The 25004-nt window shown below is 39.6% G+C and carries 22 protein-coding genes and 2 pseudogenes; 16 read left to right on the top strand and 8 right to left on the bottom strand.

Annotated elements, in window-relative coordinates; translation table 11 throughout:
- Positions 1 to 1031: 1031 nt before the first annotated feature.
- From IQ19_RS19505 to IQ19_RS19500, 3 genes are read right to left on the bottom strand one after another with little or no spacing between them, the layout of a single operon-like run.
- Positions 1032 to 1829 carry a sigma-70 family RNA polymerase sigma factor gene (locus IQ19_RS19505; RefSeq protein ID WP_242021068.1) on the bottom strand — a complete coding sequence of 266 codons (798 nt, stop codon included), beginning with the start codon at positions 1827 to 1829 and terminating at the stop codon, positions 1032 to 1034.
- A complete protein-coding gene (locus IQ19_RS29150) occupies positions 1786 to 1902 on the bottom strand; it encodes a hypothetical protein (RefSeq protein WP_338422693.1) in 117 nt (38 codons plus the stop codon). Before IQ19_RS29150 ends, IQ19_RS19505 begins: the two co-directional genes overlap by 44 nt.
- On the bottom strand, positions 1899 to 3080 hold the full coding sequence (locus IQ19_RS19500; RefSeq protein WP_242021067.1) for a phytoene desaturase family protein: 1182 nt from the start codon (positions 3078 to 3080) through the stop codon (positions 1899 to 1901). The genes IQ19_RS29150 and IQ19_RS19500 overlap by 4 nt, the downstream gene beginning before the upstream one ends.
- A 593-nt stretch (positions 3081 to 3673) precedes the next feature.
- Here IQ19_RS19500 and IQ19_RS19495 point away from each other — a divergent pair.
- From IQ19_RS19495 to nrdG, 5 genes and pseudogenes are all read left to right on the top strand, one after another.
- Positions 3674 to 4394: pseudogene (locus tag IQ19_RS19495) on the top strand (lyase family protein); the annotation flags it as partial.
- A 20-nt stretch (positions 4395 to 4414) separates the two neighbouring features.
- Positions 4415 to 5620 carry an NADP-dependent malic enzyme gene (ystJ, locus tag IQ19_RS19490; protein ID WP_144544264.1) on the top strand — a complete coding sequence of 402 codons (1206 nt, stop codon included), beginning with the start codon at positions 4415 to 4417 and terminating at the stop codon, positions 5618 to 5620.
- Positions 5621 to 5879: 259 nt separating this feature from the next.
- Positions 5880 to 7289, top strand: a complete 1410-nt coding sequence (gene nhaC, locus IQ19_RS19485) for a Na+/H+ antiporter NhaC (protein ID WP_144544262.1) — start codon at positions 5880 to 5882, stop codon at positions 7287 to 7289.
- A 422-nt stretch (positions 7290 to 7711) separates the two neighbouring features.
- The gene (locus IQ19_RS19480; protein ID WP_144544260.1) at positions 7712 to 9583 is read left to right on the top strand and encodes an anaerobic ribonucleoside triphosphate reductase; all 1872 of its coding nucleotides are present in this window, start codon (positions 7712 to 7714) and stop codon (positions 9581 to 9583) included.
- Positions 9580 to 10065: an anaerobic ribonucleoside-triphosphate reductase activating protein gene (nrdG, locus tag IQ19_RS19475; protein ID WP_144544258.1), complete on the top strand. Its 486-nt coding sequence runs from the start codon at positions 9580 to 9582 to the stop codon at positions 10063 to 10065. The genes IQ19_RS19480 and nrdG overlap by 4 nt, the downstream gene beginning before the upstream one ends.
- 248 nt (positions 10066 to 10313) lie before the next feature.
- Here the strand turns inward: nrdG and IQ19_RS27830 are convergent, their stop codons facing one another.
- Entirely contained in the window at positions 10314 to 10505 is a 192-nt protein-coding gene (locus IQ19_RS27830) for a hypothetical protein (RefSeq protein ID WP_158638860.1), read from the bottom strand.
- A 20-nt stretch (positions 10506 to 10525) separates the two neighbouring features.
- Between IQ19_RS27830 and IQ19_RS19465 the strand changes: the two are divergent.
- Positions 10526 to 11901: pseudogene (locus IQ19_RS19465) on the top strand (efflux RND transporter permease subunit); the annotation flags it as partial.
- A 146-nt stretch (positions 11902 to 12047) separates the two neighbouring features.
- On the opposite strand, the gene IQ19_RS19460 reads toward IQ19_RS19465, so the two are convergent.
- Both IQ19_RS19460 and IQ19_RS19455 read right to left on the bottom strand, forming a co-directional pair.
- Positions 12048 to 12686: an aspartate/glutamate racemase family protein gene (locus tag IQ19_RS19460; protein ID WP_144544256.1), complete on the bottom strand. Its 639-nt coding sequence runs from the start codon at positions 12684 to 12686 to the stop codon at positions 12048 to 12050.
- A gap of 463 nt (positions 12687 to 13149) precedes the next feature.
- The gene (locus tag IQ19_RS19455; RefSeq protein WP_144544253.1) at positions 13150 to 14379 is read right to left on the bottom strand and encodes an MFS transporter; all 1230 of its coding nucleotides are present in this window, start codon (positions 14377 to 14379) and stop codon (positions 13150 to 13152) included.
- A gap of 211 nt (positions 14380 to 14590) precedes the next feature.
- On the opposite strand from IQ19_RS19455, the gene IQ19_RS19450 reads away from it, so the two are divergent.
- From IQ19_RS19450 to IQ19_RS19430, 5 genes are all read left to right on the top strand, one after another.
- Positions 14591 to 14821 (top strand): hypothetical protein, encoded by a 231-nt coding sequence (locus IQ19_RS19450; RefSeq protein WP_144544251.1) that lies wholly within the window; start codon positions 14591 to 14593, stop codon positions 14819 to 14821.
- A gap of 238 nt (positions 14822 to 15059) precedes the next feature.
- Positions 15060 to 16070, top strand: a complete 1011-nt coding sequence (locus IQ19_RS19445) for an MMPL family transporter (RefSeq protein ID WP_144544249.1) — start codon at positions 15060 to 15062, stop codon at positions 16068 to 16070.
- Positions 16063 to 17475, top strand: a complete 1413-nt coding sequence (locus IQ19_RS19440; RefSeq protein WP_144544247.1) for an efflux RND transporter permease subunit — start codon at positions 16063 to 16065, stop codon at positions 17473 to 17475. The genes IQ19_RS19445 and IQ19_RS19440 overlap by 8 nt, the downstream gene beginning before the upstream one ends.
- A 5-nt stretch (positions 17476 to 17480) precedes the next feature.
- Complete coding sequence (locus IQ19_RS19435; RefSeq protein WP_242021066.1) at positions 17481 to 18041, top strand: TetR/AcrR family transcriptional regulator; 561 nt, start codon at positions 17481 to 17483, stop codon at positions 18039 to 18041.
- 69 nt (positions 18042 to 18110) lie between these two features.
- Positions 18111 to 18245 (top strand): BA3454 family stress response protein, encoded by a 135-nt coding sequence (locus tag IQ19_RS19430; protein WP_144544243.1) that lies wholly within the window; start codon positions 18111 to 18113, stop codon positions 18243 to 18245.
- A gap of 93 nt (positions 18246 to 18338) precedes the next feature.
- Here the strand turns inward: IQ19_RS19430 and IQ19_RS19425 are convergent, their stop codons facing one another.
- Both IQ19_RS19425 and IQ19_RS29315 read right to left on the bottom strand, forming a co-directional pair.
- On the bottom strand, positions 18339 to 19028 hold the full coding sequence (locus IQ19_RS19425; RefSeq protein ID WP_144544241.1) for a hypothetical protein: 690 nt from the start codon (positions 19026 to 19028) through the stop codon (positions 18339 to 18341).
- Positions 19029 to 19250: 222 nt separating this feature from the next.
- Positions 19251 to 20024, bottom strand: a complete 774-nt coding sequence (locus IQ19_RS29315) for a general stress protein (RefSeq protein ID WP_144544239.1) — start codon at positions 20022 to 20024, stop codon at positions 19251 to 19253.
- 178 nt (positions 20025 to 20202) lie between these two features.
- Here IQ19_RS29315 and IQ19_RS19415 point away from each other — a divergent pair, with 178 nt between their 5' ends.
- The 5 genes from IQ19_RS19415 to IQ19_RS19390 all read left to right on the top strand — a co-directional run bounded on the left by IQ19_RS19415 (position 20203) and on the right by IQ19_RS19390 (position 25002).
- Entirely contained in the window at positions 20203 to 21411 is a 1209-nt protein-coding gene (locus IQ19_RS19415; RefSeq protein WP_144544237.1) for an alanyl-tRNA editing protein, read from the top strand.
- Positions 21412 to 21757: 346 nt separating this feature from the next.
- The gene (locus tag IQ19_RS19405; protein ID WP_144544233.1) at positions 21758 to 22075 is read left to right on the top strand and encodes a DUF3870 domain-containing protein; all 318 of its coding nucleotides are present in this window, start codon (positions 21758 to 21760) and stop codon (positions 22073 to 22075) included.
- Positions 22076 to 22275: 200 nt separating this feature from the next.
- Positions 22276 to 23100 (top strand): M55 family metallopeptidase, encoded by an 825-nt coding sequence (locus IQ19_RS19400; protein WP_144544231.1) that lies wholly within the window; start codon positions 22276 to 22278, stop codon positions 23098 to 23100.
- A gap of 13 nt (positions 23101 to 23113) precedes the next feature.
- A complete protein-coding gene (locus tag IQ19_RS19395) occupies positions 23114 to 24046 on the top strand; it encodes an ABC transporter permease (protein ID WP_144544229.1) in 933 nt (310 codons plus the stop codon).
- The gene (locus IQ19_RS19390; protein ID WP_144544227.1) at positions 24046 to 25002 is read left to right on the top strand and encodes an ABC transporter permease; all 957 of its coding nucleotides are present in this window, start codon (positions 24046 to 24048) and stop codon (positions 25000 to 25002) included. The genes IQ19_RS19395 and IQ19_RS19390 overlap by 1 nt, the downstream gene beginning before the upstream one ends.
- The last annotated feature ends 2 nt before the right edge of the window (positions 25003 to 25004 follow it).

Below are 25004 nucleotides of genomic sequence, written 5' to 3'. Positions count from 1 at the left end.
TTGTGATATGATCCGAAAGAAAATATTGGCGATAAAGATGCTAAAAGATGGGGGTAGATTTGAAATTATTAGACTGTAATAAAGAGGAATTTGAATTTTATAAAAAACTTTTAACATTAAAAACATGGAACCCAAACTTTGATTCGAAAGTGAGATAATACTAAATAAAATAGAAATTGATGGGGAAATCGTCGCTTTAATAGAATACTCAAAAGCTATGTATGGAGCACTTAACTACATATAGACAACTTTGAGGTTTTCGAAAAAAGAAAAGGTATTGGAAGTAAGATTATTGATGAATTAAAAAAAGACTTAAATGGGACCGAAATCTATTTATATTCGTACAGTCCTGAGAGTGACGCTTTTTGGAAAAAACAAAATTTTAAAGAATTCAATGATGGAACAGGAGTAGGAATACTACGATATTCGGAATGATCAATCTATATAATTTGTTGTTCAAAAACGGGTGCTTATTTCGACAAGACAAAGTAATTAAGATCTTCAACAATCGGGCGCTTTAATTAAATGAGAGTGCTGCAAAGTCGTGCTGTTCTGGAGGTAAGTCTTTTTTTTACCATTCTTTATTTTTGGCTGTTTTCGCAAACATTGTTGCTAATTAAAACGTATTGGGTAGAAGTTGATTTCCGCTCCAGGATGCTCAGCGAACCGCGGGGAGGGCGGTGAGCATCCTCGGCAAAAAGCGCCTGTGGGGTCTCACCTGTCCCACTCCTCCCGCTGGAGTCTCGCACCTTACGCTCTAATCAACCAACCTTTTTGTCAACAGTGTTCCTTCACACAACTTATTCAAAAACAACAATTTTTTAGAAAAGAGCCTTATTTTCATAAATTGTACTTTGCAGTACACTCTAAATAAGGAAGTGTCCTTTTGAATTAGACCATTTTTACGCCTGACCGTTTTTTAATCCTCTATTTTCCTAGAATGGGTAACTTATCAGGATTCATAGTTAAATAAATTTCCATAATTTTATCATTGTGAATATAGAAGCTGATAGTACTATGAATGGTGCCGTTCATATAATTAACGAGTGAGAGCTGACCATTGGCATTTTTGATTTCAAAATAATAGTCTTCTGCAACTTTTTTCCCACACCGAATAAAAATGCGAAAACCTTTGGACGTGATAGAATTGGACGAACAGCGGCTTTGACTTTCCCGCCGCCATCTGAGTACAATGTGACTTTATCTGATACTAGCTCAAGCAGGTCAGCTGTATTTTGCATTTGAAAGGCTTGGATAAAACGACTGACAACGGATTTATTTTTCTCATAGTGCAAGCTCTCGTTCTCTACAGCTGAGATTTTTTGCTTTGATCGGCTGAATATCTTTCTGCAGTTGTCCTCATTCTTTTCTATGATATTGGCAATCTCTGCATAAGAAAAGTCGAATACCTCTCTTAATAGTAAAACGGCACGTTCATGAGGAGACAGATGCTCCATCATTCGTAAATAAGCAAAACTTAGGCCCTCTTTTTGCAGGAGAACTTCTGATGGATCATCAGCCTCAGCTTCCCCCAAAAATAATGGTTCAGGATTCCATGGACCAATATACTGTTCTCGTATCTTTCTTGCGGATTTTAATAGATCAAGGCATCGGTTCGTCATCATTTTACAAAGATAAGCTTTTTTGTTTTCAACCTTTTGATCTTTGATTTGGAAAGCACGTAAGAAAGTTTCTTGTACAATATCTTCAGCATCCGCCACTGAACCTAGCATTCGATAACCTAATGAGAATAACAAAGGTTTAAAGTTTTGATAATTTTCATTACTAAGTTGCATTAGACCACCTCGATTCTTTTCGAATGATTTCATTTGCTGCTTGTTTTCCGCTCTCGACAGCTCCTTCTGATAAAATAGAATACGGCGATGCCCAGTCACCAGCTATAAATAACCCGGGAATATGTGTTTCGGAGTGACAGACTCTTTTTCATCCCCAATTTGGGGTAAGCGATAACTTACGGTTATTTGAGGTAAACAACGACTTGCCACTTCATACTTTCGCCAACCTGGCTGAATCATGTCTAAGAACTTTTCGAGGTTAGCTTTCTCCTTTCTCCCATTTATCTTCTCATCTGGGTGATGATATTTAAGTACATGAAGGATTGTACTCAGTCCATCTTTCGAAAGTCTTGCATATTTTGAATGGACAGAATAATAGATGGAATCGGTTATCCCCATGGCGAACAGCAGTTTTGGAATGGGGAGCTTTTTTAATGAGACATCTAATGTTGCGGCTTTTATAGGTTTTATCTGTTCGAAAAAACTCCTCTGAGGCTGGGGGACTGATTCTGCTAACAATTTGTTTAATTCATGAGGGGCTGCTGTATAAAGTATATGTTTTGATTGAATAATATCGTTGTTTGACAGGATCAATTGAAATTGATCTGATTCATTTGTGACAATTTGTTTCACGTTTGAATTAGTTTGAATTTGAACTCCTGAGATGACCGCTTGATTGTGGAGCTGATCAATCATCGTCTGCCATCCGCCATCTAAATAAATGACACCTCCCATAGCATACTGCATATGAGAGACAATAACGTTTGCACTGACTTTCTCAGGGGAATGGCAATACGTGGCCAATCTCCCCATGATATAAAGTAACGATCGGACTTTTTCAGATTTGGCAGTTTGCTGAACCCACTTTTGAAACGTCTGTGTGACTAATTCATCTGATATGGAATTTTTTATCTTTATCAACGATGAGATCCACTCTTTACGTTCTTTCCAATTCAAAAACCTTGTCTTTAAGAGCCCGAGTGTAGAGAAAGGCGCTGTATACTGGGTATTGTTTTCTAATAAGAGACCTCCTAATCTTGGCGTGTTCCCTTCAGGGGTAATGCCTAATTCTTCGAGAATAGGTCTGGCTTTTCCTTTATTATAAAGAGCATGAGGGCCTAAATTAAAGAACTGCTGATTGATTCTATCTGTTTTGGCACGTCCTCCTACCTTCTTTGCTTTTTCTAAAATTAACACTTTCAAATTAGTATTAGCTAAAAAATTTGCCGCAACGTAACCAGCTAATCCGCCACCAACAATAACAACATCCCATTTTGGATTCATCCAAATAACCTCCTATATATTCATTCACAAATCAAGACGATGAAGAAGGGGTATTTGTGACAGAGATTGATTTATGTTGATAAAAAAAATTAAACTTCTGGAGTGATTTCAGCAGAAATAAATATGTCTATTCATCTGATTTCTCGACTGCTTGGAAAGGAAGCTGCTATAGAGTCAGCAAAACGAATGGAATATGAAATTAATTTATAATTATCCTTTAACTAATTGAAGAAGAATGACATTACTGGTAATGATTCAATTCTTCAACAAAATGGCGCATTACTTGGCGAAAAATTAAGATGTTAAAAAAGCCAAGAACAAAGAAGCTGCGAATAAAGGCAACCTCAATGATTAGTATGAGGGTCAAAAAATTGATAAGATCTCCTGACACTACCTATCTTAAAGAGATTAGATCATGCTCGCTAGAATCTCGATAAAAACCCCAAATCCTCCAACCAAAATCGGACGATGATAAACCCTTCAAAAGGGTAAAAATTCAACTCACCAGCTAATGGTACGGCTATTAGCATCATTATGAAAATTTTAATGTTTTTTATTGTTACTTTCTGTAGGTTTTAGTGGAATGCGCTTACACTGGGTTAAACGCTGATCCAAAATATATTGAAGCGGTCGTCGCTTATCTTTCAGTGATTAGCGGGCTTCCATTAACAAGAGCGGAACACCTTGTCGATGCCACACAAAATACAGACGCCTATACTGAATTATCATAGGCTTTAAAAATTTGTATGGTGAACATGTCGAAAATTGCAAATGATCTGCGCTTTATGGCATCAGGTCCGCGTACAGGACTTAATAATATTCATTTGCCTTCCCGTCAACCGGGTTCATCGATTATGCCTGGAAAAGTGAATCCTGTTATGGCTGAAGTCATTAACCAAATTGCCTTTCATGTGATTGGAAATGATCAGACTATAAGCCTTGCCTCTGAAGCAGGGCAGTTTGAACTCAATGTTATGGAACCTATTCTTGTTTTTAATCTGCTTCAATCGATTCATATGATGACAAACGGCTTCAAAGTTTTTACCGATTACTGTGTAGCTGGTATTGAAGCAAATGAAAAGCTATTAAAAGACAACGTTGAAAAAAGTGTAGGGATGATTACGGCTCTCAATCCACATATCGGCTATGAAAAATCAGCACAACTTGCACGAGAAGCAATAACATCAGGAAAATCAGTACGTTGCATACAATATACTTTCAAATGAAGAGCTCAATATTATTTTAGATAGCTATGAAATGACACATCCAGGAATTTCTGGAGCTCATTTAAAAGAAAAAGAGCTTGTTTTATAACGGAAAGGATGAAGGAAAACATGGAATCATTACGTGATAAAGCACTTGCCATGCATAAAGCCAAACAAGGAAAACTTGAAGTAAATGCAAAGGTGCCTGTCCAAAACGCAAAAGACTTAAGCCTAGCATATTCCCCTGGTGTTGCAGAACCTTGTAAAGAGATCTATAAAGACCCGAACAGTGTTTATGATTATACAATGAAAGGCAACACGGTAGCTGTTGTATCAGACGGTACGGCTGTGTTAGGACTCGGAAATATCGGCCCTGAAGCAGCCCTTCCGGTAATGGAGGGAAAAGCAGTATTATTTAAAAGCTTTGCAGGAATTGATGCGTTCCCGCTCTGCTTAAAGACCACAATTGTTGATGAAATTATCGAAACGGTTAAACAGCTTGAACCCACTTTTGGCGGTATTAACTTGGAAGATATCGCTGCACCAAGATGTTTTGAAATTGAAAAACGTTTAAAACAAGAAACAAATATTCCTATTTTTCATGATGACCAGCACGGAACAGCTATTGTGACAGTAGCTGGCCTAATGAATGCATTAAAGTTAGTCAATAAAACGATGACTTCCATTAAAGTTGTAGTAAATGGAGCTGGTGCTGCCGGAGTAGCCATCACAAGACTTTTACATCAGTTCGGTGCACGTGATATCATCCTTTGCGACACAAAAGGAGCCATTTTTGAAGGTCGTTTGTACGGCATGAATGACATTAAAGATGAAATAGCTTCTATTACTAATTTCGATCAACAAGAAGGAACATTACAAGACGTCATAAAAGGAGCAGATGTATTTATTGGGGTCTCGGCTGCAGGCGCCTTGACTAAAGAAATGGTGGAATTAATGAATGATGAGGCGATCATTTTTGCGATGGCAAATCCAATTCCTGAAATTATGCCTGTTGAAGCAAAAGAAGGTGGCGCAAAAGTCATTGGTACAGGTCGTTCAGATCTGCCTAATCAAGTCAATAACGTATTAGCCTTCCCTGGAATTTTCCGCGGCGCCCTAGATGTTCGTGCGACAGATATTAATGAAGAGATGAAAAAGGCCGCTGTCCACGCGATTGCTTCACTTGTATCAGATGATGACCTTACTCCAGAGTACGTCATCCCTTTACCATTTGATAAGCGTGTTGCTCCGGCCGTAGCACGGGCAGTTGCCGTAGCCGCCATAGAATCCGGAGCAGCTAAGAAGATGATGCAAATGGAAAAAGTAACTAGCTAATTATTACTCATTTAACTTATAGCAAGCATTAAAATTGGCTGTTTTAGAGCTCCTTGTTGATTTTTGCATCCTGTTGATTGGAGCGGAATTCAACAGGTAAGTTCAACAGAGTCTTAATTAGATATTCTAGCTGAAAAAAGCCGCACTTCGAACCAATATATAAAAGACATAATATCCCGGGAGGCCATTCTTATCGAACTTTTTACAAATTATCAAACATTATTTTAAATCCACATTTTATTGTTGAGGGGGAGTTAAGGTGGAACACATTCGATTACCGTCTATATTAGAAATTATTGTGACATTGGGGTTGTTTTTGGCTATTGTGTTTTCTTTTACCGTATTTTTTAAGTTGCCGATACAGTTAGCTTTATTTATTTCGCTGTTTCTCGTTATTTTACTTGGCTTACGATTAGGGCACCGTTATCAGGAACTGCAGGGGGCTCTTACAACCGGGATTTCGAATGGACTTGAGGCTATACTAATACTCATTGCAGTCGGTGCTCTTATTGGGACATGGATTGCAGGGGGGGTAGTGCCAACGCTTATCTATTATGGATTGGAGTTTATCCATCCAAGCGTTTTCTTACTAGCTACACTCGTCATTTGCTCGATTACATCTTTAGCTACAGGTACGTCATGGGGAACGGTTGGGACCGCCGGAATCGCTATGATGGCAATTGGAGAGGGACTTGGCATTCCTCTTCCGCTTGTGGCCGGTGCCGTTCTTTCTGGTGCGTACTTTGGAGATAAGCTCTCCCCTCTATCGGACAGTACAGTACTCGCTGCATCTATGTCAAAGGTGAATGTAATTGCACATGTACGTGCCATGTTATATCTAGATATCCCTGCATATATTATTACGGCTGTTCTTTTTACAACGGCAGGTTTTATATACGGTGGAAAAAACATAGATTTAGAAAAAGTGGAATTCCTGAAGGCGTCATTGCTTAACACCTTTAACATTCAAATTTGGATGCTTATCCCTGCAGTTTTTGTTATTCTTATGCTCGCATTGAAAAAACCTTCTGTACCTACGATTGCTGCAGGGGCTCTTCTTGGTGCCATTTGGGCCTCCTTGTTTCAAGGAATAGATGTTTCAGAGGCTCTTGGTTCTGCTTATAGCGGTTTCTCAATTGATACCGGCGTTGAATTCACAGATAATCTGCTGAACCGCGGGGGAATCGAAAGAATGCTCGGTTCGGTCGTCGTGATTATTTTTGGACTAGGCTTTGGTGGTTTGCTGGAGTACTTAGGGGTACTAAAAGTGATTGTTTCGAAGTTTCAAAATCACTTGACATCAGCAGGAAATGTGACCGTGTCTACTTTAATTGTTGCTTTTTTAGCAAATGTATTTGGTTGCGCTATGTATGTTTCATTAATTTTAACGCCTAAAATCATGGAAGAAAGCTATGACAAATTGCGTATTGATCGGAGAGTGCTAGCTCGTAACTCTGAAGTTGGGGGGACACTAACATCCGGAATGATTCCATGGTCCGACAATGGAATTTTCATGGCAGGGATTCTTGGAATCTCTACTTTCACCTATGCCCCGTTCATGTGGTTGAGCTTTGTTTCCATTGCGCTTGCTATCATCTATGGCTATACAGGAAAATTTATTTGGTACGTTAGAAATAATAAAGAAGTACTGCAGAAAACGGCTATTTAACCCTTTTTTACAGTCATTCCCAACAATCAAAGGGCTCTTAGCAACCATATTTATTTTCCGTATACAATAACTTTAAATACGAAACTGTTCCTTAGGGAGCAGTTTTCTTATTTTGAGCTCTTTTCGCACTAAATAGACAGGGTGATTAAATAAGACTATAAACTGAGTGAAAACACTTTTGAAGGGCTTTTTAGTTAGGGATGGGGAGATGATTCCTTCTCCCTGTTGCGGGAATTTCATAGAAATTATTGGAACCAGAACAGGAAGGCTTTATTTACATAAATTTCTTCAAGTTTTTCATTTTGTGTGAATTATATCACAGTTTTCTATCAAACTCTTATGTTAAGTTGAATACAAGATACAATATATAGTTGTATTATTAAAAATTAAACACAATATATAGTTTTATAGGAGTGATAAAAATGAGCACTACAACACTAGCCACCCCTCACACTGAAGAACTACTAGCAGCGTTAACAGAGATTGTTGATTTAAGTAATCAAGATTTAATTCAAGAAAATGCAAATGTGGATGGACAATCACCAATGGGTCAAATGTCTAAACTCGCCTCAGAAACTGCTAAGTTTTACACCAAAAACAGAATATTGAGTGAAGAAGTAATACAAGCAATCAATGACAATTACCTTCATCCTCATGACCTAGATTTTATGGCAACTGGAACAACAACTTGTTGTCAAATTCCATTAGGAAAGTTATTAAAGGGTGGATTTAATACAGGACATGGGTTTATGAGAGAACCAAATGATATTTCCAGTGCTTTGGCACTTTCATCAATTATCTTGCAATCAAATCAAAATATGCAGCATGGTGGACAAAGCTATCCATTGTTTGACTATGATTTAGCACCTTATGTACATAAGACGTATTGTAATCACCTCAAACGACTAAAAAGCTATCCAATTACATTGACATTGGAAGAAATAGAGGAGCTTGCATGGAAGGAAACGGATCGTGATGTTTACCAAGCCAGTGAATCCTTTATACATAACTGTAATTCCATGCATTCGAGAGGCGGTGGACAAGTCCCTTTTATTTCAATTAATTATGGAACAGATACGTCGAAGGAAGGCAGACTGTTAATAAAAAATATATTACTAGCTACGAAAGCTGGGTTAGGTAACGGTGAGACACCAATATTTCCGATTCAAGTATTCAAAATTAAAAAAGGGATTAACTTTGATACAGAAGAACCCAACTATGATTTATATCAATTAGCACTGGTGACGACTGCAAAACGGTTATTTCCTAACTTTAGTTTCATTGATTCATCGTTTAATAAGCCTTTTTACGATGGAACACCTGATTCTGAAGTGGCCTACATGGGGTGCAGGACAAGAGTGATGGCGAACATACATGGGCAAGAAAATAGTATCGGTAGAGGAAACTTGTCCTTTATATCCATCAATATAGTAAAAATTGCACTTACTGCCGATAACTATCAATCATTTTTATTGAAACTAGATTACTATCTTGACCTTGCAATAAAACAGCTTCTAGAGCGATACGAGTTTCAAATAAACAAACGAGCAAAACATTTCTCATTCCTATATGGACAGCATGTTTGGAAAGATAGCGATAAACTTAACAGTGAAGATAAATTAGAAACCGTCTTAAAGCATGGAACTTTAAGTGTCGGTTTTATTGGTTTGGCTGAAGCACTAGTTTCATTAACTGGGAAGCATCATGGCGAGTCAGAATCTGCTTATCAACTCGGCTATCAAATTGTTAAATACATGAGAGTAAAAATGGATCAAGCTAGTGAAAAGTACCAATTAAACTTCTCTTTAATTGCTACTCCTGCCGAGGGGCTATCTGGAAAATTCACCAAACGGGATCAGCAAACCTTTGGAAAAATAAAGGGGATCACGGATCGAAGCTATTATACTAATTCCTTTCACATTCCTGTCTATTATTCGATTATAGCCATCGAGAAAATTACAAAGGAAGGTCCTTTCCACTCCCTTTGTAATGGAGGGCATATTTCCTATATTGAATGCAATGGGGATGTTTCTAAAAACGTGGAAGCTCTAGATGTGTTAGTGAAAACAATGGCAGTTAGTGATTTTGGCTACGGATCCATCAACCACCCAGTCGATCGTTGTAAGTGCTGTGGATATACAGGAATTATCAACAATGAATGTCCAAGCTGTCAAAACCAATCCGAAGATATGATTGAGCGAATTAGACGGATTACTGGTTACCTAGTTGGTGATATGAGTAAATGGAATACAGCAAAACGATCGGAAGAACAAGAAAGAGTGAAACATAAGTGAAGGTAATGAACATTATCCATGATTCCGTCGTTGACGGGCCTGGACTAAGAACTGCTGTCTTTTTCGCTGGCTGCCCACACTTTTGCAAAGGATGTCATAATCCTGCCAGTTGGCAAATAAAAAATGGAACAGATATGGCAGTTGAAGAAGTGTTAGAAGAAATAACTAGCAACCCGCTTACCAACGTAACTTTAACTGGCGGAGAGCCATTTTTTCAAGCAATGGAGGTGTGTGAACTCGCGCAAAAAATTAAACAACTAGGTAAAAACATATGGGTGTACAGTGGTTACACCTTCGAGTATCTAAGTCATTCGGACGATCGTTATCAACGTAAATTACTGACTATTTGTGATGTACTCGTCGATGGCCCATTTATATTAGCTGAGAGAGATTTAACACTAAAATTTCGCGGTAGCAGAAATCAACGAATTATTGATCTGTCGCATATCTATAGAAAAAATAGGGAGCTAGATTTTTATTAAAAGTCAAGATATTTTATAAAACACTTGTTAAAAGAGGAAAATTATAAAATGTTTAACATTATATCGAATATGTCAAGGCCTGTTATATCTTCCTCAAAATCTCAGGTTTAAAATTCCCCAGAAGGATCTTTTCAGTCCTTCTGTTTTTGTATCTTCATCTGCTTATCTATAAGCATTTAGGTTATTTTCTAAAAATTGTTGTTTATGAATACAAAATAACTTATCTGTTTAGGTCGAAATTTCCAGTTTTAGTCTATTAAATTTTCTTGTGTTTGTGGAATACTGATTAACCAATTATTCTCGTTATTTGCTTCTAAAAACTCTTTAATATTATATGATTGGTAATATCCTTCAGAAATAAAGGGGCCATTATTCAACAATACAAAAGACAAAAGATATGATACTGGTGGATTAAAAGGGAGAAAAGCGATGTTGTCCACTACAACAGGCTCTCCTAAACCCGGAAGCTGGCGAGCTTAAGGAAGAAACATTAGAGAACGTTAAAGAAGTAGAAGAAGAAATGCTGAAACATGATGATATTGATATTGTTCAAATATCTGTCACAGAGGAAGCAGATCAAATGACAGCCATGATGGGCGGCGGAGCAGGCGGTGCATTAATGTACCTGATCTTTGACCCGGAGATGGATAATTTCCCGGAAGTCCGTGAAGAAATAGAAGACTATGTGTACGATATTGGCCAATCAGGTGAATGGAAAAGCCAGAATTTCTCTTCTATGTCTGGTTCAACAAATGAAGTCAGCTATACATTCTACAGTGAAGATTTAGATAAGCTGAATGAAGCTGTAAAAATGGTAGAAGACGTAATGAAGGAAAATGAAGGATTGGAAGATATTTCTTCAAGTGCAGAGGATGCTTATGTTGAATATACATTTAATGTAGAGCAGGATAAGCTGCTGCAGTATGGATTAACAGCCGGACAAATTGTCATGATGCTAAATCCGGCAAAAACACAGGATGTGCTAACAACTATTGAAAAAGACGGTGATACATTAGAAGTTATTGTCCAGCAGGAACAAACAGAACAGCCTAGATCTATCGATGATATCCTGAAAACTCCGGTTCCGACCGCCCTGGGGACGACAATGCCGCTTTCAGAGCTTGTCACAGTTGAAGAGGGTACAACCGCTTAATACGCTTGCCCGAAGCAAAGGAGAATACTACGCAACAGTTTCAGGCAAGGTCATTGGTAATGATATTTCCAAAGCAACATCTGAAACTGATGAAGCCATTGATAAATTGGATATGCCTAAAGGAGTTACAGTTGGAGTAGCCGGAGTACAGGCGGATATGACCGAAACATTTACACAGCTTGGGGCAGCCATGCTTGCAGCCATCGCTATCGTTTACTTCATTCTTGTTGTAACATTCCGTGAAGGAGTTGCGCCATTTGCCATCCTATTCTCGCTGCCATTTGCAGTCATAGGTTCATTTGTTGGTTTATTAATCTCTGATGAAACGATTTCAGTCTCTGTCATGATGGGATTATTAATGTTAATTGGTAACGAACGCCATCGTACTTGTTGACCGTATTATCCATATGGAACGCGGCGGTATGGAGATGCGGGAAGCGGTTCTCGAAGCCGGCGCAACTCGACTTCGTCCAATTCTTATGACAGCCATTGCAACAATTGGTGCTTTAATCCCACTTGCAATTGGCTCAGGCGGTGGCGGTTTAATCTCCAAAGGCCTTGCTATTACGGTAATCGGCGGTTTAACAAGTTCTACGTTACTAACACTAATTATTGTACCGATAGTTTACGAAGTATTATCTAAGATATTCAAGAAAAACCGTAAAGAAATTGAAGAAAACTAAAAAGATAGCCCTGCAAGGTTGAATAGCAGCCTGCAGGGCCTTTTTATTTTTAGTACTGTTGATCCGATCACTTACAAAGTGGCATCCACGTAAGTAATAAACTTGAAATATGAAATCACCATAGTAAAAAATGATTATTTGGAAAATTAATGCCTATCTTTGAAGTAATCCAAACATCTTTTAGCAGTAAGTATCGGTCCCGTTAAAATGGGAACAGAGGTATCGATTTGGCTGGCAACATGAGACATACTGTATTGGGATAAAACAATTACATCCACACTTTTTTCTATTTCCAGCATCATTTCTGAAATTAATCGATCATGCTCCTCCGTATTGCCTCTTTTCAATAAATGAAGTGCTTTTTTATTAACTAAAGACTCAACATGAATGTTTGGGCTTTTTTCATATAAATAGCCTTGCAGTGCGAGGGGGGTGGCTTGTACGGTAGAAATTAAGCCAATTCGATTATAAGCTAGGGCTTTATCCAGCATTGCTTCATCCGACCGAAATATCTTAGCATCGTATAAAGGCTGCAGGACACTAGACAAATTATTAAATGCAGAACAAGTTAATTGGATCATATCCACATCGGAATCAATTGCTGAATCGAGCAAACGGGTGAATCTTCTTATAATAGCCGGGGTTAGTTCACCATGTTCTTCTAAGCTGTTTAATAAACCGGAATCCAGTAAATGTATAATTTCTGCATCGGGGGCAACCTCGTTAAAAGCTTCTTCAATAGGCTGGACCGATTCGATCATAGCGTGTACTAAAGCAACCTTCATTTTGTCAGCTCCTTGTATATATCCTAACTGTCAATGAGAGCATTTGCTCCTTTCATCCAGTTTTAATTTATTTCTATATTCATTTACTGACTCCTTGTTTTAATTTTGTTAAACTTGCCTTTTGATTTTCCGCTCCAGGCACTCAGCGAACAGAGGGCGGTCCGGGAGCCTCCTCAAGCACTAGCTTCGGGGTCTCCATTTGATCCGCCCTCCCGCAGGACTTTGAATAAGCTTCCCCGAATTTACATCGCACGAAGGAAATGCAAATGCATTTTCGAGAATCTCGCAATTTCCGCTCCAATCAACAGGGTGCTCCAATCAACATTGAGCTTTTATACAGCCTTGTTTTAAAAAATTATGCTATCTTCATGAAAATGTTATAAGATTTTACAATGATGTTATTAAACTAGTGAATTTTCAATTATTAATAGGGCTTGAGTATATTAATTTACCATTCTTCAGTTTATAGAGCTGTTTTTATAAACTCCCTTTTTTCCTTTACAAGATCCACCCTAGCAAACAGAAGGGCGTACATGGAGGTAAACAGGATATAAGCAAGGCCTACGATTAAGCTAAGAGTCCGAGGTGCGAAGATTTCCAATAGAAACCCGGCGGAACCCATTGAGATAGCCAGGGAAAGATTTGAGAGCATCTGCATGAGCCCAAAAAATGTTCCCTGCTTTGACTTGGGTATAAACTTCATCATGACTGTGTCCAGACAGATATTGCCGAGGCCTCCAGCGAAGGTAATGAACACTACGGTTAAAAGAGCAAAATAAAAGCTTGGAGCAAGACTTAGCAAAATATGTCCTGTTCCTTCCAGGGCAATGAAGATAATCACCAGTGTAATGAGGCCGCGTTTGATCATATGTGAAAAGAACGAGCTAAGAATAAGGCCCAGCCCCAAAGCCCCATACATAAAGCCTACACCCAATTCTCCCATATCGAATACTTCAAGGCCGTAAATGCTCACAAGGATATTGTCTATTCCATTGGCAAGCGGCATCGTCAGCATAATGATGAAGAAAGCTATGAGTGCAGATGAACCGAATACCAGCCTTAAAGGTGAAAAAATAGGTGAAGATACTGTTTTTGGCTTCGTTTCTTTTTTATCGGAGACCGGAATACATAGCTTTGAAATAAGTAGGGCTGATAATAAAAATGTTACCCCATTTATCATAAAAGCTGCCTGGGTTCCGAATACAAAAGATAGAATGCCTCCGGTACTTGATCCAATAATGAGGACAGACCCTGTCATGATTTGTTCAATCGCATTTACGTATAAAAGCCTATCTGGTTTTACGAGAGCGGGAATGGAAGACATTCTTGTCGGAGAGTAGATTGCTTCTCCCATGGCTATGATGAATGAACCCGAATAGACGATCCATAGGTGCTCCGGTTCCTGGACAAAAAGCAATGCAAGAACAGCAGGCACTCTCAGAAGGTCGATCGTTATTAGGATCGCTTTTTTAGAAAAATGGTCAGCCAGCATACCCCCTATTGGGGCCAAGAAGAGGAAAGGAGCCATACGGATGGCAAACAGCAGCCCTATAGCTACTCCTGAACCTGTAACCTGGTAAAGCAGTGCAAGAAGCGCTACCTGTGTAAACCGGTTTCCTACACCATTAATGACACCGGCCCAAAAAAGCATTTGATAATTTTTTTCTTTTTTCCATATAATCCAGTTTGTCATTTCGGCAGCCTCTCTATCTTGCTAATTTGATGAATATCTAATCTGGTAACAAAAAATAATTCCATTCTTTTATCTAGTGATCTATATTAGATATATATCTAATTAGATTATATTCAAATTAGCTACTTTCTTCAATCCCTAAATTTCACATTTTTTTAAAAATGAAACCTTATCTTTTAAACTCGTAGTTAAAATAAAGGAGGGGCAGATAATGAAATTAATTCTGACTTTTTTATTCTTATTAGTTGTCGTCCACTTCAGTTATCAAAAAATAATCGTCCTTGTGAAAATGTGCAAAAACCCCATTCTGCCGCTGAAAATGACGAGCGTGCTGCAATACGGAGATTTCCTCAGAAAAATATTAGTCCCCCAGTCATTGCAAAGAGTAATTGTTTATCTCCTCATGCTAGTTTTTCTAATCCTTATGTTTATCCTGGGATAATACACATTAAATTTTAGCTGGACCTATTATTCTTTGCTTTTTATTCCATTCACATATGCAGATTAGCAGAAAAAGTTCTAATTTAATTATTTATTAGCTGAAGTAGGGAATTTCCTGTAACTTCATCTTTTTTATTTTCAAAGTGTGATTTGAATCACACCAAAGTTAAAACGCGTTTGTATAATTAAATGTAAGTAATCACTAACATACAATATGAATAACTAGGGAGGAAAATAGATTGAAGATCCTTATTAAGCTTGCGGGAATATTGGAGAAATATCCGATGAAGGCTATCCTGCTTTCAATTGCTGCCATTATTGTAACTGGAGTTGGAGCGCAAAATATAGAAATGGCAACTGGCAATGATACTTTAGTCAGCAGAGAATCTAGGGTATATCAGGAGAACGAACAGCTGGAAAAAGAATTTGGCGGTGAATCGGTCATAGTGATGTATGAAGCCCGAAGAGATAATCTGCTAGCTGTTCAAAATTTAAATCATATGAAACGGCTGGAGAATGAACTGCTTGCAGAAAACGATATTTACAGCATTCTCAGTCCTGTCACTCTTGTTGAACAAATGGTAGATAAGAAATTTCAAACTTATCAGGATGGAATAAAGGAAATTAGCGGCAGCTTGGAAAAAGTGGGGGGGAACCTTTCATCCATCAGCAGAAAATTGGATTTGATGTCAGCCAATGCAGATGTTTTACAGCCAGGTTTGCCTGAGAAGCAAGAAACATTGGAGAATATGGTCTACGATGATGAAGGCCAGCTTCGAAGTCTGTTTGAAGAGGTTGTTGTCGATGAGCGGCATATGATGATGATCATCAAATTTGAAGGAGGCGCACCCGATTCTTCTAAAAGTGAAATTGTTGAAAAGATAAATAGTTTTCTAGATGAAAACAAAGTTGAATCTGCGGATGTTTTCGTTTCCGGAAAGCCGGTATTGGACGATGCCATTCGTGCATCCATGAAGGAAAGCATGCAGAAAATGATGATGCTATCAGTAGTATTCATGATTATCATTTTATCCCTTGTTTTTAAAGTAGGCTGGCGTATTCTTCCACTTGGCATTATTCTGGCTGCCGTCATAGGCACAGTCGGATTAATGGGATGGATTAGCATTCCGATTACAATGGTTTCAATGGCTGTTTTTCCGATTCTAATTGGCTTGGGAATTGATTATGCGATTCAGTTCCAGAGCCGCTATTCGGAAGAAATGAGTGCAGAGGAGGCTCAAAATGAATAAACAAGTACAAAGCCGTGCTAAAAAGAGTTTATACCAAACTACTGTTAAAATGACACCAGCTGTCATGACTGCTCTGATCGCAACAGCGCTCGGATTTATTTCCCTGTATACTTCCCCTGTGCCGATGATTCAGGATTTTGGAAAAATGCTGACAGTTGGTATGGTTGTCAGCTTTTTTGTGGGAGTCTTTCTCTTGCTTCCAATCCTATTTGCGAGAGATTCCTTTTTTGGCACAAAAGAAGTAAGATCCCAAACAACAAGAGAGGGTAATTCTAAGACTGAAGCTTTGCTTACCTTTCTTACAAGGAAGTTTATTAAATGGCGATGGTTGATCCTTATCTCTGCATTCTTGATAGCAGGATATGGGATATGGACTGATTTGGATGCAGGGGTGGAAACGGATGTTGAAACATTTATGCCGCAGGATACACGGGAGTTGGAGGATATTCATAGACTGCGGGATATTGTTGGGACAACTGACCAGGTATCCATTGTTTATGAAGGGACAGATGTGCTGTCTGAAGAAAGTCTTGCCTGGACTCATTCTGTGACAAACGAGCTGGATAGTGAATTTCCGGATGAGGTTATCGAGACAAATTCAATCACAAGTGTTCTAAAGAAAATGAATGAAGGAGATCTGCCGAAAGGAGATGAGTTATCAGAACAAATTGATGACATGCCGGATGGGCAACTGAAACTTTTAATAAATGAGGATCGTTCCAAAGGAGTCATCAATGTCGGCATAAAACACTTGGAAGCGCAGCAATTGCAAGAGTTTATTAGTGAATTAAGGATATTTTTGGAGGATAGGAAAGAGCCGGGGCTTGAAACGGCTATTACGGGGAAGGCTGTGTTGGATGCTGAAATGGTAACGGCTTTAACAACAGGCAGATACAAAATGACCTTGCTTGGCATGGGACTCGTATTTTTGGGCCTATTGCTAATTTACCGGCACCCTGTTAAAGCGTTTATTCCATTGCTGCCTATTATCCTCATTGTTGGATGGTCGGGTCTCGCTATGGCTTTTCTGGATATCAAATATACTCCGTTAACTGCAACTTTGGGAGCCCTTATTATCGGGATAGGAACAGAGTTTACAGTATTAATAATGGAAAGGTATTATGAAGAGCGCAAGAAAGGGCTAATTGCCAATAAGGCTGTGGAGGTTGCCAATCAAAAAATAGGAAAAGCCATTTTTGCTTCTGCACTGACGACGATTGGAGGGTTCAGCGCCTTGCTGGTATCAGACTTTGTAATTCTAAGCAATTTTGGATTAATGACACTTATTAATATCACATTGGCCCTAATAAGTACCTTGGTCGTTATGCCTGCAATATTGATTATTTTGGATCGTTTTGTGAAAATAAAATCAAGAGGGAAGAATGATCTTAAAGTGACAGGGTGATAGCAGTGAGAGACAAAACGGAGCAGATTCTAGCCGCGGCAGCTGCTGCTTTTATTAAAAAAGGATTTCAGGCAACTACACAGGAAATCGCAAAGGAAGCAGATGTTGCGGAAATAACGCTATTCCGCAAATTTTCAACAAAGCAAAACCTTTTTATAACAGTTATGAAGAAAGTGCTCGAGACTCAATTTGATGCGAAGCTTATGAAGTTGGCTGAAGAGGAAAATACAGAGGTTTTTTTGAAGGAAGTAATTAATAACAGGCTTGATGTTTTATCTGAAAATGCCCCAATGGTCAGGATGCTTATTTCCGAAAGCTTGATGGGGAATTTGACGGAAGAGCTGCAATTGCCGGAAATCATTTTTAATAGCATAAAAAAGGCTTTGGATCATCATTTTCAGAGAAAAGAAATCCCAGTGGATACAGAACTTTGTGCAAGACAGCTTGGAGGGATCTTTTTAAGTTATATCATTCTGCCAAATGATCGGCCCTATCACAACTTAAAAACGGAAGAAAAGAATGCACTGCTCGAAAGATATACAAAATCGGTACTCAGCATGCTTTAGGGAAAGAGGTTTTAAAACCTGCCTTTGTTGGTAGTTATATAATATAACAACCAGAAAGGATCATGAGATATGAAAGAAATTACTGTAACGATTGATTTTGGTGGAATGAAATATCAGACCAATATCATCACAAATAAAGAAGCCCGCGATGAGGAAATTGTGAAACAGGCAGAAGACCAGGTTAGAAAACAATGGGCAGGATGAATCCGCGAAAGTATACTTTAAAACCCCTTTATTAGCACCTTTGGGTGGCCAATAAGGGGGTTTTGTATGCTTTATAGAGGTTTTATAAGTTTGCTAACGGAGCTTTTGATCCAACTTTGCCTGCAAAAATTCGATTCTATTTGGGAGAACAAATAAATATTCTATTAAACTCTCTAGTAGCTCCATCAATAAAGCGGCCATTTCTTGATCTATATCCTTCTCAAGATCAAGCATCTGGTAAAAGGCGCTTCCCGGCTGGACCAGTTGGCTAAGGGATTGCAATGGTCTTGCTAAATCAACATGCTTTGGCAATTGTTCAAATTGCTTTGAAAGATTTTGCCCTTTTATTTCTTCACCTAGAAAGTTTTTAAGGATACTTTCAAGGACCCGTTTTGACATGACTGCAGTAGCAACTGTATCTTTGGATTGGCTGACGTTTAAAGCTGATCGGTAAGCTCTTGTTAAATCAGCCGGTATATCTTTAATTTTCTCAAGGTGAGTCAGGAGTTCTTTGGCAGAGTTGGGGTCATAAATATAAAGAGCAGTTTCTTCGCTGAATTGATCGGTTTGGTTAAGAATCATAATAAAGACTGATTCTTTCTTGCAGGTCGAACATACCCCGTGGGAAAGAATGCTTGACTTGCTTGTATGATTATAATTAGCCTTTATTGTAAAAAGGCTCGTTTTACTGCATTTTGGACACTCGCATTGAACACTTGCGGGAATTTTCTTATACCCAAATTGACTATGAGAAACAATCTGTGCAGGCAACACCCTTCTCATAATATCCCTCCGTATCTCTTTTTAACATCTTTATAATTTTTAAAATTAAATTACCATTCCATTACATTTAAGTATAACTTTGAAAATAGTAAGGACAAGCCTGCAAAATCTGGAATTTAATAGGGGTATTGCAACTTGGGCCTCTATGATGACGGGAAAAAGGAGCTGCTTTCTAATCGAAAGCAGCTCCCATTTATATTATATATTCTACTCGTAAAGTACTTATCCTTTATAAGGGTTTTTCTGATTTTCCCTTACATTATCAAAGTCGTATGCGTCTCTGCGGCGAACATCCACTTCATCGTTATAGCCGGATACAGTGCGGTCAGTAAAGTCATCCGCTGTTGTATCCCCAAGGTTTTCGCTTAACGGACGGTTTGAATCAAGATTGTCATCTGTCCAAACACTGCTGCTGTTTCGAGTATCATCCTTGAAAGCATTCGTTCCGCGATCAAGCTCGCCAGGATTTAAAGGATCAACATTTGTATAGGTTGTCCGATCTCCTTCAAGCGTTGTACGGTTAGTGTCGGTATATCCGTTATTAAAATCAGCAGATTTCGTTTCAGGATCCACTAACACAAGGATTTTCCCGGATTTAACATCCGCTTCATAACGGTGAGCTTCTTCTTCTGGAATGCCCATCCCAATTAAAGCCCCGGCTATTCCACCTGCCCCTGCGCCAACTGCTGCACCAGTTAAAGTGGCGGCGATTGGTCCCGCAGCAACGATTGGTCCGATACCAGGAATCGCCAATGCACCAACTCCTGCAAGAAGCCCAGTTAACCCTCCGAGAACTCCGCCCGTGGCGGCTCCAGCGGCTAAGCCTTCTTCTGTTTTAGTGCCTGTTTCTTCTGTAACTGCATCTACATCTTCTTGATTTTTACTGACTACCGAAATATCCTCAGGACGATATCCTTCAGCTCTTAATTTTTCTACAGCTTGAATAGCTTCCTGTTCTGTATCATATGCGCCTACAATATGTTTGCTTGTTGCCATTGTTATCATCCTCCTTGTTTTTTGCTGCTTATCTATTGGTGTACATACCTTTTTAAGAACTGCTATAAACCAGGTGGGTAAAATTACTAATAATTTACCCTTGACTAACGAGTTTGCTTGACCTCCAAAAGCTAAATGGTTAGTTTTATAATAGAATAGACTAGGAAGGTTGATTAAATTGAATAAAATCTATTACAAGGATCCATACATACGATCATTTAAAACGGAATTGCTGCATCAGGGAACGGATGGACAGGAAAGGGTTTTTGCTGTACTTAAGGAAACAGCTTTTTATCCGACTGGCGGCGGCCAGCCCCATGATCTGGGTACACTTAATGGAGTAAATGTGCTCGATGTAGAAGAGGTTGATGGCGAGATCCGCCACTATTTAGAAAGAGAATTGGATATTTCTGATTCTAAAGTATCTGGTGACGTAGATTGGAACAGGCGGTTTGACCATATGCAGCAGCATGCCGGCCAGCATATTTTATCTGCTGCCTTTGAAGAGCTTTATGGCTATAAAACGGTCAGCTTTCATTTGGGCAAAGAAATTTTAACGATTGATTTGGATACTGCCGACCTGCCGGAACGGCATACGGAGGAAGCTGAGAGATTGGCCAATACCATCATCCTTGAGAATCGGCCTATTGAAACAAAGTGGGTAACAGCTGAAGAAGCTGCGCATTTTCCTCTTCGCAAGCAGCTATCTGTTAACGAAGATATTCGGCTGGTCATCATTCCTGAATACGACTATAACGGCTGCGGCGGAACGCATCCATCTTCTACTGGACAAGTGGGCAGCATTAAAATATTGGAGTGGGAGCGGCAAAAAAAGAAAATACGTGTGCAATTTGTCTGCGGCAGAAGGGTTCTCAAACAGCTTCAGCAAAAACACAGGATTACGAAGGAGCTAAGCAAGCTGCTTAATGCTCCCGAACAGGAGCTGCCTTTGGCTGGGAAAAGATTAATCGAAACTGGAAAGGACCTGGAAAAAGCATTGGAAGCAGCAAAAGAAGCCCTTTTAGCCTATGAAGCAAAGGAGATGGCCAGTAGTGCAGCTGCAGGGGAATCCAAAAAACTGATTAATGGAATCTACCAGGAACGTTCCATTCAGGAATTGCAAAAGCTCGCACACCTTATTGCAGGACAATCAGACAATGCAGCCGTTATTTTAGTAAATGAGACGGAGGATAAACTGCAATTTGTATGTGCGAGGGGACAGCTTTCTGAAATCAATATGAAGGAATTAGCTGCCGCTCTCTTAAACAAGATTAATGGCAAAGGCGGCGGAAATCCTCAATTTGCACAAGGTGGCGGGGAGAAGCTCATGAGCGGAGAAATGCTGCTGGAGCAAGCAGTGGAAATTGCAGGACAAAAGGTTAATTAAAGGTTTTTAATTGAAAGGCTATGTTGAAGCCTTATGATGATTTTGGAACCCTGTTGATTGGATCTGAAGGTGCGAGACTCCAGCGTGAGGAGCGAGTCAAAGGGAGACCCCGGGCTTATTGCATGAGGAGGCTCCCGGGCCCGCGGATCGCTGAGCTTCTTAAGCGGAAACTAACAGGCAAGTTTAATAGAGTTAATTGATAAAATATTTAGAAAAGTATTGAAAAACGATTGTAATACAGTTGCTGTTGTATTACAATTTTAGTGTAGGCCATGCATTATAATGAATGTTTATGTTAACCGCATAAATACCTCATATAATATCCGGTTCTGCAGGAGGCAAGTTCATGTACCAGCAAAAAACCGTATATATTATCGGAGACAGCAAGACATCATTGAACAATCCTATCATGCAAAAATATAATGGTTTCTTTGTAGCACTTGTAATCGATAGGGAAACAGATGAAATTGTAGATGCAGAGTGTTCATCTACCATTAATTTAACCTCATTATTTATTAAATCGATATTTGTAGGCAAATCCATATTAGAAGTAGATAAGGTGATGGAAGAAATTGAAAGCCGCTACTTCGGTTCCTCTCAAAAGGCCTTAATGGTTGCTTTTAAAAATGCCCATATAAAATACGCACAAATTATGAATAAATAGAGCTGCTTTTTCTGTTTTCCGCAGATGAAATCCAGCTATCAGAGAAGAACTATAATTCTCCGATAGCTGGATTTTTTTCATTTAAAATGGGAACTGCAAATATCTCAATTTGGAAAACTATTGGAAGAGTTTACAGAAAATATAAAATAATCTATAATATAGAAAAATACTATAATAATATAATATTTGGGGGATTCTGAATGAAGCTTTATCTATCTGTTGATATGGAAGGGATTACAGGGCTGGCTGACCACACCCATGTAGATTCATCAAAGCATAATTATGAGCGGGGCAGAGTGATCATGACCGATGAAGCAAATCATGTTGTCACAACTGCCTTTGAAGAAGGATGCAGTGAGGTTATTGTGAATGATAGCCACTCGAAAATGAATAATCTGCTAATTGAAAGGATGCATCCTGAAACACAGCTGATTACCGGTGATGTTAAACCATATTCAATGGTTCAGGGGCTGGATTCCAGCTTTGCCGGTGCAATGTTTGTCGGATACCATGCAAGGGCTTCCATGAAAGGGGTTATGTCACACTCCATGATATTTGGCGTACGGCATATGTATATCAATGGTACAGCAATAGGTGAAATGGGCTTCAACGCCTATGTGGCTGGCTATCATGGTGTACCAGTGTTAATGGTTGCAGGAGATGACCAGGCGGCATTGGAAGCGGAGAAGCTGATCCCAAATGTCACGACAGCTGTTGTAAAAGAAACGATTTCCCGTTCTGCGGTAAAGTCGCTGACTCCGGCAAAAGCAGGGCAGCTTTTAAAAGAAAAAGCAGCAGAGGCGCTGAAAAAGAAAGACCTCGTCAAGCCCCTTGTTCCGCCAGATAACCCTGTATTAAGAATTGAATTTGCCAATTACGGCCAGGCAGAATGGGCAGCGTTGATGCCAGGCGCAGAGATTGAAGAGAATACAACCACCGTCCGCTATCAGGCAAAAGACATTCTTGAAGCATACCAGGCAATGCTGGTGATGACTGAGCTGGCCATGAGAACTACATTCTGTTAGGAAGTGTTAATGAATGACTGGATACATAATTAAACGCCTTTTCGCCATGATCGTAACACTGTGGTTCATTATCACACTGACATTTTTCTTAATGCACTCTATTCCTGGCTCGCCTTTTAATGAAGAAAGGAATACGAGTGAAGCGGTCCAGCGAAACCTGGAGAAGTTCTACCATTTGGATGAACCGCTCTATGTTCAATATGGGATGTATTTAAAGTCTGTTGTTACATTTGATTTTGGTCCATCTATTAAAAAGTCTTCCCAGACGGTTAATGAAATGCTGGGACGGGGATTCCCGGTTTCATTTGAACTGGGGATAGTCACTCTTATCGTGGCCGTTTTCTCCGGAATTGCCCTGGGAATCATTGCGGCTCTCCGCCACAATGGCATTATTGATTATTTGGCGATGACCATTGCTGTCCTGGGGATATCAGTACCAAACTTTGTGCTGGCCACATTGTTAATTCAGCAGCTTGCGGTTAACCTGACTATTCTTCCGGTGGCCACCTGGTCAAGCCCGAAACATATGATCTTGCCAACCTTGGCGCTCGCAACCGGGCCAATGGCCATTATTGCCCGATTAACACGCTCAAGCATGTTGGAGGTACTGACGCAGGACTACATAAAGACAGCTAAGGCAAAGGGCCTATCCCCTGTAAAAATTGTTTTTAAACACGCATTAAGAAATGCCCTGCTCCCGGTTGTAACCGTATTGGGATCACTGGCGGCAAGCATTTTAACGGGTACATTTGTTATTGAAAAAATCTTTGCTATTCCTGGAATGGGAAAGTATTTCGTTGAAAGCATCAATACGCGAGATTATCCGGTCATAATGGGAACGACCGTTTTTTACAGCACCATCTTAATTATGATGCTCTTCCTCGTCGATATCGCATACGGAGTTTTAGACCCGAGAATTAAGCTGCATAAAAAGGAGGGAAGCTAATGGAACTGCGCAAACAGCATGATAACCATAATCTTGCACCTGATATTCCGGATGATTGGTTTGTGCCCAAGGCCAAGGACCAGGATGAAGCGGAAGCAGTTGTAAGGCCAAGTCTCTCCTACTGGCAGGATGCCTGGCGCCGGCTATTGAAAAATAAGCTCGCAATGGCAGGATTATTCTTTCTCATTGCTTTAGCTTTTATGGCCATATTCGGTCCAGTCATATCACCGCACAGTGTTTCCGAGCAGTCCCTGGCCAATCAGAATCTTCCTCCATCTTCAAAATATTGGTTTGGCACCGATGAGCTGGGCCGTGATGTATTCGCAAGAACCTGGTATGGGGCAAGAATTTCTTTATTCGTCGGAATTGTAGCGGCCATGATTGACTTTGCAATTGGTGTCATATATGGCGGAATTGCCGGCTATAAAGGCGGAAGAACAGATAATTCCATGATGAGAATCGTTGAAATTCTGTATGGGCTTCCGTACTTGCTTGTTGTTATATTAATCAGCGTTGTAATGGGACCCGGTTTATTTACAATCATATTTGCCCTCTCTGTGACGGGGTGGGTAGGCATGGCCCGGATTGTACGCGGACAGGTTTTGCAAATTAAAAATTATGAATTTGTACTTGCATCAAAAACATTCGGAACTAAGACTTCCCGGATCATTAAGAAAAACCTGCTGCCAAACACAATGGGGCCCATTATTGTACAAATGACCCTAACAGTACCGTCAGCCATCTTTGCAGAGGCGTTTCTAAGCTTCCTCGGATTGGGCATTCAGCCGCCATTTGCAAGCTGGGGTTCAATGGCGAATGATGGGTTATCGACTATTCTATCGGGACATTGGTGGCGCCTGTTCTTCCCGGCCTTTTTCATCTCCTTGACGATGTTTTCATTTAACGTGCTTGGAGACGGATTGCAGGATGCCCTTGATCCGAAGTTAAGGAGGTAGCA

It is taken from the genome of Cytobacillus oceanisediminis (assembly GCF_007830235.1).
In the GTDB taxonomy this organism is placed as follows: Bacteria; Bacillota; Bacilli; order Bacillales; family Cytobacillaceae; genus Cytobacillus; species Cytobacillus oceanisediminis.
The sequence above is the reverse complement of the archived record's forward strand: the minus strand, read 5'-3'. Positions and strand labels throughout refer to the sequence as shown.